12 protein-coding genes are annotated in these 12746 nt (G+C 57.0%); 4 read left to right on the plus strand and 8 right to left on the minus strand.

Annotated elements, in window-relative coordinates:
• Window position 1: 1 nt before the first annotated feature.
• Complete coding sequence (budA, locus tag ABLV17_RS21185; RefSeq protein WP_015366940.1) at window positions 2–781, minus strand: acetolactate decarboxylase; 780 nt, start codon at window positions 779–781, stop codon at window positions 2–4.
• 106 nt (window positions 782–887) lie between these two features.
• On the opposite strand from budA, the gene ABLV17_RS21190 reads away from it, so the two are divergent.
• Window positions 888–1760, plus strand: a complete 873-nt coding sequence (locus tag ABLV17_RS21190) for a LysR family transcriptional regulator (protein WP_048228686.1) — start codon at window positions 888–890, stop codon at window positions 1758–1760.
• A gap of 63 nt (window positions 1761–1823) precedes the next feature.
• On the opposite strand, the gene ABLV17_RS21195 is transcribed toward ABLV17_RS21190, so the two are convergent.
• Genes ABLV17_RS21195 through ABLV17_RS21220 form a run of 6 tightly spaced genes read right to left on the minus strand, consistent with a single transcriptional unit; the run spans window position 1824 to window position 7549 of the window.
• Window positions 1824–2594, minus strand: a complete 771-nt coding sequence (locus ABLV17_RS21195; RefSeq protein ID WP_015366937.1) for a 3-hydroxybutyrate dehydrogenase — start codon at window positions 2592–2594, stop codon at window positions 1824–1826.
• A 23-nt stretch (window positions 2595–2617) separates the two neighbouring features.
• Window positions 2618–4009, minus strand: a complete 1392-nt coding sequence (locus ABLV17_RS21200; RefSeq protein ID WP_308958417.1) for a GntP family permease — start codon at window positions 4007–4009, stop codon at window positions 2618–2620.
• 47 nt (window positions 4010–4056) lie between these two features.
• The gene (locus ABLV17_RS21205; RefSeq protein WP_308958418.1) at window positions 4057–4980 is read right to left on the minus strand and encodes a 3-hydroxyacyl-CoA dehydrogenase family protein; all 924 of its coding nucleotides are present in this window, start codon (window positions 4978–4980) and stop codon (window positions 4057–4059) included.
• 11 nt (window positions 4981–4991) lie between these two features.
• The gene (locus ABLV17_RS21210; protein WP_308958419.1) at window positions 4992–6173 is read right to left on the minus strand and encodes an acetyl-CoA C-acetyltransferase; all 1182 of its coding nucleotides are present in this window, start codon (window positions 6171–6173) and stop codon (window positions 4992–4994) included.
• 9 nt (window positions 6174–6182) lie between these two features.
• Window positions 6183–6839, minus strand: a complete 657-nt coding sequence (locus ABLV17_RS21215; protein WP_087857861.1) for a CoA transferase subunit B — start codon at window positions 6837–6839, stop codon at window positions 6183–6185.
• Between the two features lie 2 nt (window positions 6840–6841).
• Complete coding sequence (locus ABLV17_RS21220; RefSeq protein WP_308958426.1) at window positions 6842–7549, minus strand: CoA transferase subunit A; 708 nt, start codon at window positions 7547–7549, stop codon at window positions 6842–6844.
• Between the two features lie 140 nt (window positions 7550–7689).
• Here ABLV17_RS21220 and ABLV17_RS21225 point away from each other — a divergent pair, with 140 nt between their 5' ends.
• A complete protein-coding gene (locus ABLV17_RS21225; RefSeq protein WP_020079025.1) occupies window positions 7690–8580 on the plus strand; it encodes a LysR family transcriptional regulator in 891 nt (296 codons plus the stop codon).
• A 45-nt stretch (window positions 8581–8625) separates the two neighbouring features.
• Here the strand turns inward: ABLV17_RS21225 and ABLV17_RS21230 are convergent, their stop codons facing one another.
• A complete protein-coding gene (locus ABLV17_RS21230; protein WP_015705194.1) occupies window positions 8626–8766 on the minus strand; it encodes a hypothetical protein in 141 nt (46 codons plus the stop codon).
• A 315-nt stretch (window positions 8767–9081) separates the two neighbouring features.
• On the opposite strand from ABLV17_RS21230, the gene ABLV17_RS21235 reads away from it, so the two are divergent.
• Window positions 9082–9996, plus strand: a complete 915-nt coding sequence (locus ABLV17_RS21235) for a DUF535 family protein (protein ID WP_087857858.1) — start codon at window positions 9082–9084, stop codon at window positions 9994–9996.
• A 320-nt stretch (window positions 9997–10316) separates the two neighbouring features.
• Window positions 10317–12716, plus strand: a complete 2400-nt coding sequence (locus tag ABLV17_RS21240) for a membrane-bound PQQ-dependent dehydrogenase, glucose/quinate/shikimate family (protein WP_308958420.1) — start codon at window positions 10317–10319, stop codon at window positions 12714–12716.
• Window positions 12717–12746 lie beyond the last annotated feature (30 nt).

Consider the following 12746-nt stretch of genomic DNA (forward strand, 5'->3'; position numbering starts at 1 on the left):
CCTAACTTTCTACTGAACGGATGGCGGCATCGAGATTATCGGGATGCAGATTGGCCTGCAGGAACGCGCTGTCGGCGGGAAGGTCGATCATCAGCTTATGAATTTCGCCGAAGGTCAATACCCCACGGTCGAGCTGGTAGTCCAGCAGGTGGCCGCCGCCCTGGCGGTCATCGGTGATGAAGTGTTCGTGATAGCCGGCGACGTTTATGCCCTGCATATGCTGCGGGGTACGAAAACCGACCAGTACGCCGTCACGCTGGTTAAAGCGGAAAACCGGCTGATCGTCGAGCACGTCGGTCATCGCCCGGTAGGGCGGCGTCTGACGAGGCACGGTGCGGGTATGGGCGTGGCGGAAATGACCATCGATTCGCAGCGCGCAGAACAGATTGTCGGAAGGAATTTGCTGGTCAATAACCTCATGCAGTTGCTGGCGGCTGACCGGATGGTCAAAGGTTTTACGGTACTGCGGCTGGAACCAGGTCATCACAGCAAACGGCGTTTTCTGTTCCGGCCGCGCTTTACGCGCGCTGCCGTCGGCACGCAGTTGATACACCTGGCTGCTAAACGCGATCAGCTCGCCGTCGAGTTCATTAAAGGTGCCGAGGCCGAAATCGCCGTGCTTCAGCAGGTCCGCAATGGTGGTGGTACCTTCGTAGACGCCGCTGAGCAGGGCGCTCATCAGCGAAGTTTGATATAGCACGCTATCGGGATGCTGGGCGGAAAACGCGCGTAGCGTTTCACACAGACTCTCTTCGCAGGTGCAATCTGAAGCATGATTCATGAGCCACTTCCTCGTTCAACAAATATAAGAAAGGTTAAATAAAGGTTGACCCGATTCAGCTCACAGTTCCAATATAGAAACCATGCTGGTTTGAGACGTTTTCGATATGGAACTTCGTTATCTACGCTATTTTGTCGCCGTCGCCCGCACGCGGCACTTCACCCGGGCAGCGAAAGAACTGGGTATCTCACAGCCACCGTTAAGTCAGCAAATTCAGCGACTTGAGCGTGAGGTTGGTACTCCGCTGTTGCGTCGGCTAACCCGCGGGGTGGAGCTGACCGAAGCCGGGGAGTCCTTTTATGAGGATGCCTGCCAAATCCTCGCGCTGAGCGATGCGGCGCTGGAAAAGGCCAAGGGCATTGCTCGCGGAATGAACGGCAGCTTGTCATTAGGCATTACAAGTTCTGATGCTTTCCATCCGCAAATCTTCACCTTGCTGCACCGTTTTCAGCTCGATCACCCAGGCGTCGTCCTCCATCAACGGGAGGGCAACATGGCGAATTTGATGGCGGCGCTGAGCGAGGCGGAGATCGATATCGCCTTTGTCCGTTTGCCGTGTGAAAGCAGTAAGGCGTTTAACTTGCGTATCATTGATGAAGAGCCAATGGTCATTGCGCTCCCGCGCGATAATCCATTGTCAGCGGAACCGACGCTGGCGCTGGAACAGTTGCGGGACGTCGCGCCGATCCTCTTCCCGCGCGAAGTGGCGCCGGGCTTGTATGAGCTGGTGTTCAATAGCTGCCTGCGCGCCGGTATCGATATGAACCGCGCCAGGCAGTCGTCGCAGATTTCATCGTCGCTGAGTATGGTTAACGCCGGATTTGGTTTCGCGCTGGTGCCGCAGTCGATGACCTGCATCGCGCTGCCCAACGTCAGCTATCAATCGATACAGGGGACGCCGGTCAAGACCGATATTGCCATCGCCTGGCGTCGCTTCGAGCGCTCGCGTACGGTGAAGCGATTTTTAGAGATGTTCTAATTCCCGGGACGCATAGCGCGACCCAACGGAGATACGCTGATCTTTTCTCCGTTGGGTTACCCGTTACTGCGCCACCCAGCCGCCATCCATATTCCACGCCGCGCCGCGCACCTGCGCGGCGGCGTCGCTGCATAAAAATAGCGCCATTTCACCCAGTTGCTGAGGCGTCACGAATTCTCCGGAAGGTTGTTTTTCAGCAAGCAGCTGCGCTCTGGCCTGCTCCGGGTCGGCCCCCTCTGCGATACGTTTATCGATCTGCTGCTGAACCAGCGGCGTCAGCACCCAGCCGGGGCAAATCGCGTTGCAGGTTATACCGGTACGCGCGGTCTCCAACGCCAGCGTTTTGCTAAAGCCAATCACCCCATGCTTGGCGGCGACGTAGGCGGATTTCTCTTTCGAGGCGACTAACCCATGCACGGAGGCAATATTAATAATCCGCCCCCAGTTGCGCTCGCGCATGCCCGGCAGCGCCAGGCGGCTGGTGTGGAAGACGCTGGACAGATTTATCGCCAGAATATCGTTCCACTTTTCCACCGCGAACTGCTCCACCGGCGCCACATGCTGGATACCGGCGTTATTAATCACAATATCGACGCCGCCAAATTCGCTTTCGGTATAACGCATCATCGCTTCAATTTGCCCGACGTCACGCAGGTCGGCATCGTGATAGCCGGGAATTTTACCCAGCGCGGCAACCTCGGCTCGCGCGCTCGTGCTGTCGCCAAAACCATTCAACACCAGCTGCGCGCCGGCCTGCGCCAGCACTTTGGCAATGCCTAAACCAATACCGCTGGTGGAGCCGGTGACCAGCGCCGTTTTACCGTTCAAATTCATTTCGTTACTCCTTAAATCAGGCATCAGACAATACCGGTTAAATAGAACACGGCAATGACAAACAGAACCGCGAGGCTTTTGATGAGCGTGATGGCGAAAATGCCGCCGTAAGCCTGGCGATGGCTTAAGCCGGTGATTGCCAGCAGCGTGATGACGGCGCCGTTATGCGGCAGGGTATCCATGCCGCCGCTGGCCATTGACGCGACGCGGTGCAGTACCTCAAGCGGGATATTGGCGGCATGCGCGGCGGCGACGAAAGTATCGGACATTGCCGCCAGCGCGATGCTCATTCCGCCGGAGGCGGAGCCGGTGATCCCCGCCAGCACGGTGACGCTAATTGCCTCGTTTAACAGGGGATTGGGAATAGCGGTCAGGGCTTTCGACAACACCAGAAAACCCGGCAGGGCGGCGATTACCGCGCCGAAACCATATTCCGAGGCGGTGTTCATCGCCGCGAGTATTGCCCCACCGACCGCCGTACGGCTGCCTTCCGCCAGACGGCCGCGAATATTACGAAAACCGAACACCAGTACCACGACGATGCCGGAGAGCAGCGCGGCCTCGACGGCCCAGATAGCGGTGATTTTACCGACCTCGGTGACGATGGGCTTAGCCAGCCCGGGTAGCGTCAGCTCGTGGCTGGTCCCGTACCAGTGCGGGATCCAGCGGGTAAACAGCAGGTTCAGCACGCCGACCAGCAGCAGCGGGGCAATGGCGATCAGCGGATGCGGCAGATTGATGTTATCCGGCGTCTGCGGCTCGTTTTGCAGATCGGTACCGTAACCCTCGCCATTCGCGAGCGCTTTACGCCGCTGTCGTTCCAGCCACAGTAAACCGAAGGTGATGATAAACAGTGAACCTATCAACCCAAGCCAGGGGGCCGCCCAGGCGTTGGTGCCAAAAAAGCTGGTGGGGATAATGTTCTGGATCTGCGGGGTGCCCGGCAGGGCATCCATGGTGAATGAGAACGCGCCCAGCGCGACGGTTGCCGGGATCAGCCGCTTCGGGATACCGCTTTGGCGAAACAGTTCGGCGGCAAAGGGATAGACCGCAAAAGCCACCACGAACAGCGAAACGCCGCCGTAGGTCAGCAGGGCGCAAACCAGCACAATCACCGGGATCGCATGTCGCCGCCCGAGAATCTGAATCGCGGCGGCGACGATGGAGCGCGAGAAGCCCGATAGTTCAATCAGCTTGCCAAAGACGGCGCCGAGCAGAAATACCGGAAAATAGAGCTTCACGAATCCGACCATTTTTTCCATAAACAGGCCGGTAAAGGTCGGGCCTACCGCGCTCGGGTCGGTGAGCAGAACCGCGCCAAGCGCGGCGATAGGGGCAAACAGGATAACGCTGTATCCACGATACGCAGCCAGCATCAGTAATGCCAGCGCGGCCAGGGCGATCAACACACTCATTACGACTCCTCACTATCATTGTTATTGTCGGGGTACAAAACGAGAAGTTACGGTTTCAGGGCATAGCGCAGCTGATGTTCGCGGCGCGACTGTATTCGTTTCTGCCGGGTCTCATCCCAGCGATAAAAACCTTGCCCACCGCGGGAGCCGGTATCGCCTTGCGCGACTTTGTCGGCGACCAGCGACATCATGTCGCTGCCCGTGGCCAGTTCCGGCAGCAGGTGCTGGCAGATATCCTGAACCGTCGCCAGACCGGTCATATCCGCGGCTTCCAGCGGGCCGACCATCGCGTAACGGCGGCCGAGCGAGGCGCGCATCACTTTGTCGACCACTTCCGGCGAAGCGATGCCGCTCTTGACGATATGCAGCGCTTCGCGCAGCAGGGCGAACTGTAGTCGGTTGCCGACAAACCCCGGCGCGGCGCGGTTGAGTACCACCGCTTCCAGCGCGCAGGAGGATAAAAAGTCGCTGACCTGGTTGGCGAGATGCGCCACGGTAGCGCTACCCGGCACCACTTCCACCAGCGGGATAAAATGCGGCGGATGCCAGAAGTGGGCGATTAACAAGCGCTCCGGATGCCGCATACCCTGCGCCAGCCGATCCGGCGGTAGTCCGCTGGTGTTGCTGGCGATGATGGCTTCGTCGGCGATCAGCGTTTCCAGTTCGCGGTATAAGGCGTGCTTGAGCGCCAGACGTTCCGGAATCGCTTCGATCAGCAAGGTCGCGTCAGCAAGATCGCCTAATGCCGTGGTGCCGGAGAGGAGCGAGAGCACCGACGCACGCTGAGCGGCGTCAAACTGCCCGCACTCTTCGAGCTCGCGCAAAATGGCGGCGGCGACGCTCTCGATCTCGCTAATGCGCGCCGGGTCGGTGTCGTAGAGGCGTACGGCGTGGCCGTGGCGGGCAAAATGGCAGGCGATGCCGACGCCCATCAGGCCAGCGCCCAGTACCGCCAGTTGTGGTGTAAACATAGTGGCTCCTGTTAACGTTCTATGGTCATCGCGATACCCTGACCACCGCCGACGCAAAGCGTCGCCAGGCCTTTGTTGACATCGCGGCGCTGCATCTCGTGCAGCAGACTAACCAGAATGCGACATCCTGAGGCGCCAATCGGGTGGCCGAGCGCGATAGCGCCGCCGTTGACGTTGACTTTCTGGCTGTCCCACTCCAGCAATTTGCCAACGGCCAGCGCCTGCACGGCAAAGGCCTCGTTGGCTTCGATGAGATCCACCTCGTCCAGCGACCAACCGGCGCGTTGCAGCGCCTTCCTGCAAGCGCTTACCGGGCCGATACCCATCACGGACGGATCGACGCCGGCCACCGCAGAGCTGACTATTCGCGCCAGCACCGGCAACCCAAGCTGCCGCGCTTTATCGACGCTCATCAATACCACTGCCGCCGCGCCATCGTTGAGCGAAGAGGCATTGCCCGCGGTGACGCTGCCATCTTCCGTGCGGAAGGCCGGGCGTAACTGCGCGAGCTGTTGTTCGCTGGTTTCCGGGCGCGGCTGTTCGTCTGCGTCCACCATGCGCGGCGCTTTTTTACCCTGAGGGACGCTAAGCGGCACTATCTCAGCCTGAAAGCGCCCGGCGGCTATCGCGGCGGCGGCTTTGCGCTGCGAAAGGGCGGCGAAGGCATCCTGCTGGGGGCGGGAGATGTCAAAGGCGTCGGCGAGATTCTCGGCGGTGATGCCCATGTGATAGTCGTTAAACGCATCCCATAATCCGTCCTGAATCATACTGTCCTGCATACTGGCATGGCCGAAACGCAGGCCATCGCGCGCCCCCTGAACCAGATACGGAGCATTGCTCATGCTCTCCTGGCCGCCGGCGATCGCGATCTCCGCCTCGCCGCTGCGAATGGCTTGTACTGCCTGTTGCACGGCTTTCAGCCCGGAACCGCAAACCAGATTGATGGTAACGGCCGGAGTTTCAACCGGTAGCCCGGCGCGCAGCGCGGTTTGTCGCGCTGGATTCTGTCCGCAGCCGGCAGTTAATACCTGGCCAAAAATCAGTTCGTCAACGGAGCTGGCCGGTAGCTGTGTGCGTTCAAGCAAACCACGCACTACGGCGGCGCCAAGCTCGACGGCGGAAAGGGAAGATAAGGCGCCGCGAAAACTGCCGATTGGCGTACGTAGCGCGCAGACGATAGCGACTTCTTTCATATTGTCTCCTTAGTTGAAGCGCATTTCGCGGACGTCATCGGCAATGACCAGCCGTCCAGCCGTTTTATGGGCAATTTCGTCAATGCTGACGCCGGGGGCGTATTCGCGCAGAACAAAGGCGCCGTCGCTAATTTCCAGCAGCGCGAGATCGGTCAGTACCCGGCGAATACAGCCCGCGCCGGTGAGCGGCAGGGTGCACTGCGCCAGCAGCTTGGATTCGCCGTTTTTCGAGGCGTGAGTCATCACCACGATGATGTTTTGCGCGCCCGCCACCAGATCCATGGCGCCGCCCATGCCTTTCACCATTTTTCCTGGGATCATCCACGAGGCGATATTACCCGCGACATCGACTTCAAAAGCGCCAAGGACCGTGAGATCGACGTGGCCGCCGCGGATCATGGCGAAGGACTGGGCGGAGTCAAAGATAGCAGCCCCGATTTGTGCGGTAACGGTCTGCTTACCGGCGTTAATCATGTCGGCATCAAGCGTTGACTCATCGGGAAATTCGCCCATCCCCAACAGGCCGTTTTCCGACTGCAGCATCACTTCAATACCGGCGGGAATATAGTTTGCGACCAGCGTGGGAATGCCGATACCGAGATTGACATAATCGCCGTCGCGCAGTTCCTGGGCGACGCGCATCGCCATTTGTTCGCGAGTTAACATGTTCAGTTCCCTCCGGCGCGCAGCGTGCGCTGTTCAATACGTTTTTCGAATTGCCCGACGATCAGCCGGTCGACATAAATACCGGGCGTGTGGATAGCGGAAGGGGGGAGTTCGCCCGGCGCGACGATTTCTTCGACTTCCACTACCGTGATGCGTCCGGCGGTGGCCATCAACGGGTTAAAATTTTGCGCGGTATGGTGGTAGACCACGTTGCCGTACCAGTCGGCTTTCCAGCCCTTCACAAGGGCGAAATCGCCGCGAATGGCTTCTTCGAGAATGTAATTTTTACCGTCGAACTGACGCACTTCTTTGCCTTCCGCCACCGGCGTGCCGTAACCGGTCGCGGTATAGAATCCGGGGATCCCGGCGCCGCCGGCGCGAATTTTCTCGGCAAGCGTCCCTTGCGGGGTCAGTTCCACCGCCAGCTCGCCGCTCAGTACCAGGTGTTCAAAGAGGGCGTTTTCGCCAACGTAAGAGGCCACGACTTTGCGTACCTGGCGCGTTTCCAGCAGCATGCCGAGACCAAAGCCATCAACGCCGCAGTTATTAGAGACGACCGTCAGCCCCTGTACCTGGCGGCGTTTGACCTCGGCGATTAAGTTTTCCGGGATGCCGCACAGGCCGAAGCCGCCGGCCAGTAACGTCATACCATCGGTTAATCCGTCCAACGCCGCTTCATAGCTGGCGACGCGCTTATCCAGTCCTGCCATCATTTTTCTCCTGCCTTGCGATGGCTCTATCATTAAAGGTGCGAACTGATTTGATAATTTTGAATTTGTGACCCACTCATTTGGTTTTTTTATTAATTTATCGTTAACTAAATTCTTTCAATTAGTTAACAGGCAGAAAAATGAGAATGAGTGTCAAACAGTTACGCGCGTTTCTAGCGGTAGCTCACACTCTTAATTTCGCCCACGCCAGCGAGCGCCTGAACCTGTCGCAGCCGGCGCTGAGTTTGACCATTAAGGGGCTGGAAGAGGCGCTTGGCGGAGCATTGCTGCAACGCAGCACCCGCAAAGTGACCTTAACCCAGGAGGGAGAGACCTTTTTGCCGATGGCCCGCCAGCTGCTGGCGGACTGGGATAATGCCGAAGAGGCGATGCGGCAAAGTTTCACCCTGCAACGGGGAAAGATCTCCGTTGCCGCCATGCCGTCGTTTGCCGCTAACGTGCTGCCGGAAGTGCTTAAAGCCTTTCGTGACCGCTATGCGGGAGTCAACGTCACGGTGCATGACGTGATTAATGAGCAGGTCATTGAGATGGTGCGCGAAGGCCGGGTGGAGATGGGGATCGCGTTTGAGCCATCGCCCGGCAACAATCTGTTGTTTACGCCGCTGGCGGTGGATCGCTTTGTGGCGATCGTGCCAAAAACGTCGCCTTTGGCGAGCAAAAAGCAGTTGAGCTGGCGTGAACTACTGACGCTGGATTTTATTACCCTGCAGCGGCCGTCGGCGGTGCGTTTGATGTTGGAAGAAGAGCTGGCGCGTAGCGGCAGCCAGTTAGACGTGGCGCTGGAAAGTCATCAGTTGGTCACCGTCGGGCGGATGGTCGCCAGCGGTCTGGGCGGCAGCGCGGTGCCCGCGTTATGCCAGTCGCAGATGCAGTCGCTGGGAGCGGTTTGTCTACCATTAAGCGATCCGCCGATTGAAAAGTGTATTGGCGTTATTCACGCCGGACATATGCAGTTGTCGAAAGCGGCGCAGGCGCTGCTGGAAACGCTGAAGGGTTTTTTGCCCGCTTAGGTCGTTTACAGATAAAAAAACCGGCCTCTTCAGCCGGTTTAATCATCAGATTTTGCAGGCATCGCCGCAATCATCATCGGCAACAATCGCCTGTGCTTTTTTGTCCGCTTCATCCAGGCGTTCAGCGTTACGTTCTTCCGCTTCTTCCAGGCCGCTAAACACCAGGTTGTCGAGATCAATTTCCATGAGTTACCCACTTTGCTACTGTTTTGACTGTCGGCAGAGTATAGGTCAAAACGATGGAGGGTGGCACCCCACGGCCGAAGCTATCGCACAGAGCGTTAATCGTCAGCTTGTTTCAGATAGCGGAGCGGCGGAGCATGAGTTAATAACCGCTATTATTTATAGTTGACATTATTTGTTTATTATAATGAGAGCATAAAAGGATAATTTTCAGATTGTTTCTTAAATGAAATGACAACGAACCAGTAAATAACCATTGACCCGTTTCAGATATGGTAATATGGCCGCGATTATGGATGAGTCTATGGACCTTGATCAATGGTATCGATAACAGCATCTGCCATCAAAGAATGGCGGAGAAATAATAAAGTCATTTGTCACGTTAAACTTAAATATAAAAAGGTGTTGCGTAAATGCCGCGAAATACCTTTAACAGGAGGTAAGTACAAAGAATATCAACGGCTTTGCCAGACATTCAGCTGTGCAAAATTGACCAGTGCGACGCCTGGACTGGTACATTTTGAAGATAAGCCTTTCAAGGCTTATTTAAATAAGCGAATGTCGAAAAGAGCTAAACTGAATATTGCCCATGGCGCTTTGAATTTTATTGAAAAAAGCTTTCAGGCGGAAATATTACCGCAGTTGTATAATGTGTCAGCGTTCGGTTGTTCGATGATTGCCATCCCGCTGAAGAATGGAACCAGCCTGGAAGTGAAACTTCTGGCCTCGCCGTTCCAGGAAGAGGGGGAACTGATGCTGCAGATGTTCTTTGAAAATAAACGCGTGTATAGCGTCTGTTTTTCCTGTACGGATCAGGGCAGCGCGTGGATTGGCGGTATTCAGGGCGGTAAAGACATTAGCAACGACGAAGTGAAAGCGTTGACCAAAGAGCTCTATGGCACGCGGCCAAAAAACCTGATTATCACTTTGCTGTACGGGTTCTTGCGCCACTTTAATATCCGCGAGATCTACGCCATCGACAGCGACTACCATGTGAAGAGCGACAAGGTGAAAGCCAGTTACTCAGAGTTGTGGTTAGAAATCGGCGGCGAGAAGCAGCGGCGCGGTTGGTACAAATTACCTGCGCAAGAGATTAAAAAAAGTCTTGAAGAGGTGAAAAGTAAACATCGCAGCCAGTTCATTAAACGTGAAAATTTAAAAGAGCAGGCGCAGCTGGAACTGATCGCTGCATTACGGCAGATTAGCGTCGGTGAAAACACCACCCAACCATAATACTGGATTGCCGATTCGCCGGGGGCGGCGGGTCGGCAAGCCATGATTGATGCCAGCTCCTTCCTTGCGTCTGCGTCTAACACCGCTCTCCTTTACAACCTGCTCATCTATCAAATCCAGTTTATAAATTAAAAGATTTTAAACATTTTATGCGGTTAAATTTTACATAATATTTACATGTCCATATACTTTCTTACGTTCTTCGCCCTGGTTTGGGGCGTCCAACCAACAGGTTAACTGCGCTGTACGGCATCGCTTATCGATCGGCGCTTTAAAATAAATGCTTTGGTTATATCGACATATGTCGAATGGGATGAAATATGGACGAACAAAAAGGTCATGGTCGAAGGATCTTCTTCACCATATACCGATTGCTTTTTGTGTTACTGAGTTTTGGCATTGGGATTTTCTTAACTATCTGGGGGGGCAAGCTGCTCTCGCTCGGCGGCAGCGCCTGGTATCTGTTAGCCGGTCTCGCTTATCTCATCATCGCCGTCGGTTACTTCACTCGTAGTCAATACGCGCTTCCTCTTGCTGTTCTTACCTTTCTGTTCACGCTGGCCTGGGCGCTGTATGAAGTGCAGCTCAGCTACTGGGGCTTGATCCCTCGTCTGGTGGTTCCTGCGCTCATGCTGATGTTGGCTCTGTGGCTGGCGGCGGCGATGCCGGTGGCTCGCGTGCGTCTGGCGAACTGGAGCGCCACGGTTATCTTTATTGCGCTGCTGGCGACGCTGGTTTCGGCGTTCTACCCGCACGGCGGCATCCATAATGGCGTCGTGAAAGCAGCGAATGGCAACAGCGCGACGCAGGCGGCAAAAAGCGATAACTGGGAGTTCTTCGGCCGCGATGCCTCCGGCACCCGTTTTGCGCCGTATACCGATATTACCCCGGAAAACGTACATAAGCTGAAAGTCGCCTGGACCTACCACACAGGCCGCCGCCTGACCGGCCCGGCCATCGGCGTTGACGAAAATACGCCGCTGCAAATTGGCGATACGCTGTATTCCTGTACGCCGCTCAACGTGGTGACCGCCATTGATGCCGATACCGGTAAGGCGCGCTGGCGCTTTGACCCGCACGCGCAGACGGCGGAACATGTGACCTGCCGCGGCGTGGGTTACTATGATGTGCAGAGCGACGATACGCTCAGCGCGGAAGAAAAAGCGAGCCCGGCGCTGCAACAGTGTCCGCAGCGGATCATGGTATCGACCGTGGATGCGCGCCTGCTGGCGCTGAATGCAAAAACCGGCGAACTGTGCGATGACTTCGGCGACCACGGCAGCGTGGATCTGAAGCAGGGCATGGGCGACACCGAAAACAGCAAACGCTACCATCCGACTTCAACGCCGGTGATCATGGGGCACATTGCGGTGCTGGGCGGCTGGGTACGCGATATCGTACACGGCGAGCCATCCGGGGTCGTACGCGCATTTGACGTACGCGATGGTAAAGTCGTCTGGGCCTGGGATGTCGGCAAGCCGGAGAATATCACCGACCCGGAAAAAGGCCGCGTTTATACCCTCGAAACGCCGAACGTGTGGACCATTCCCGGCTTTGATAAAGAGCTGAATCTGGTTTATCTGCCGACCGGTAACGGGCCGCCGGACTACTGGGGCGGCGATCGGAATGAAGCGAAAGAGAAATATGGCTCCGCGGTGGTAGCGGTGGATGCCAGTACCGGTAAAACAAAATGGGTCTTCCAGACCGTTCACCACGATATCTGGGATTATGACCTGCCATCGCAACCGGTACTGTTCCACATGAAAAACGAGCAGGGCGAGGACGTCCCGGTTCTGATCCAGACCACCAAAACCGGACAGATATATGTGCTCGACCGCCGCACCGGCAAACCGGTGACCCGCGTCGAAGAGCTGCCGGTCGCTCATCAGGGGGCGGAGGGCGAACATCTGTCTGCCACCCAGCCGTTCTCCACCGGCATGCCGCAGTTAGGCGTCGAGCCGCTGAGCGAAAAATCAATGTGGGGCGTGACGCCGTTCGACCAACTGATGTGCCGTATCGATTTTAAAGAGTCGACCTACCTTGGCATGTATACGCCGCCGTCGGAGAAACCGTATATCGAGTGGCCAAGCCTGCTCGGCGGCATGAACTGGGGCGGCATCACTATCGATGAACGTACCGGTACGCTGTTCGTCAACGATATGCGTATGCCGTTGCGGATGTCGCTGGTGCGCAAGGAAGAGATGGCGAAATACAAAGTCTCCACCGACGAAGTCCCTGGCTTTATGGGCACCGTTCGCCCGCAAGTTGCCGGGCCTTACGGCGGCGTGCGTATCGATATCCTGCAGTCCGCGCTGGGCGTGCCCTGTAATACCCCGCCGTTTGGTACCATGAGCGCCATTGACCTGAATAGCCGTCAGCTCCTGTGGCAGGTGCCGATGGGCTCAGTAGAAGATACCGGGCCGCTGGGGATGAAAACCCATCTGCATATCCCGCTGGGAATGCCGACGCTTGGCGGCCCAACCTCTACCGCTTCTGGCCTGGTGTTCTTCGCCGGCACCCAGGATAACTACCTGCGGGCGCTGGATTCCGCCAGCGGTAAAGAGCTGTGGCGCGCTCGCTTGCCGGTTGGCGCGGTAGCGGCGCCGTTGGTCTACAAATCGCCGAAAACCGGCAAAGAGTACGTGCTGATTTCCGCCGGCGGCGCCAGCCACTCACCGGACGTCGGTGACGATATCATCGCCTACGCGCTGGAGGAATAACCTCCCTACACGAAACAGGTCCCGGAAACG

Origin of the sequence: Klebsiella sp. CN_Kp091 (assembly GCF_040065095.1) — a bacterium.
Lineage (GTDB): Bacteria > Pseudomonadota > Gammaproteobacteria > Enterobacterales > Enterobacteriaceae > Klebsiella > Klebsiella aerogenes.

What these genes read in the sequence shown, in the direction of transcription:
- ABLV17_RS21200 (WP_308958417.1), bottom strand. Translation starts at nt 4,009, where the DNA reads ATGAGTGTGTTGATCGCCCTGGCCGCGCTGGCATTACTGATGCTGGCT.
- ABLV17_RS21230 (WP_015705194.1), bottom strand. Translation starts at nt 8,766, where the DNA reads ATGGAAATTGATCTCGACAACCTGGTGTTTAGCGGCCTGGAAGAAGCG.
- ABLV17_RS21215 (WP_087857861.1), bottom strand. Translation starts at nt 6,839, where the DNA reads ATGTTAACTCGCGAACAAATGGCGATGCGCGTCGCCCAGGAACTGCGC.
- ABLV17_RS21210 (WP_308958419.1), bottom strand. Translation starts at nt 6,173, where the DNA reads ATGAAAGAAGTCGCTATCGTCTGCGCGCTACGTACGCCAATCGGCAGT.
- ABLV17_RS21195 (WP_015366937.1), bottom strand. Translation starts at nt 2,594, where the DNA reads ATGAATTTGAACGGTAAAACGGCGCTGGTCACCGGCTCCACCAGCGGT.
- budA (WP_015366940.1), bottom strand. Translation starts at nt 781, where the DNA reads ATGAATCATGCTTCAGATTGCACCTGCGAAGAGAGTCTGTGTGAAACG.
- ABLV17_RS21205 (WP_308958418.1), bottom strand. Translation starts at nt 4,980, where the DNA reads ATGTTTACACCACAACTGGCGGTACTGGGCGCTGGCCTGATGGGCGTC.
- ABLV17_RS21190 (WP_048228686.1), top strand. Translation starts at nt 888, where the DNA reads ATGGAACTTCGTTATCTACGCTATTTTGTCGCCGTCGCCCGCACGCGG.
- ABLV17_RS21240 (WP_308958420.1), top strand. Translation starts at nt 10,317, where the DNA reads ATGGACGAACAAAAAGGTCATGGTCGAAGGATCTTCTTCACCATATAC.
- ABLV17_RS21225 (WP_020079025.1), top strand. Translation starts at nt 7,690, where the DNA reads ATGAGAATGAGTGTCAAACAGTTACGCGCGTTTCTAGCGGTAGCTCAC.
- ABLV17_RS21220 (WP_308958426.1), bottom strand. Translation starts at nt 7,549, where the DNA reads ATGGCAGGACTGGATAAGCGCGTCGCCAGCTATGAAGCGGCGTTGGAC.
- ABLV17_RS21235 (WP_087857858.1), top strand. Translation starts at nt 9,082, where the DNA reads ATGGTATCGATAACAGCATCTGCCATCAAAGAATGGCGGAGAAATAAT.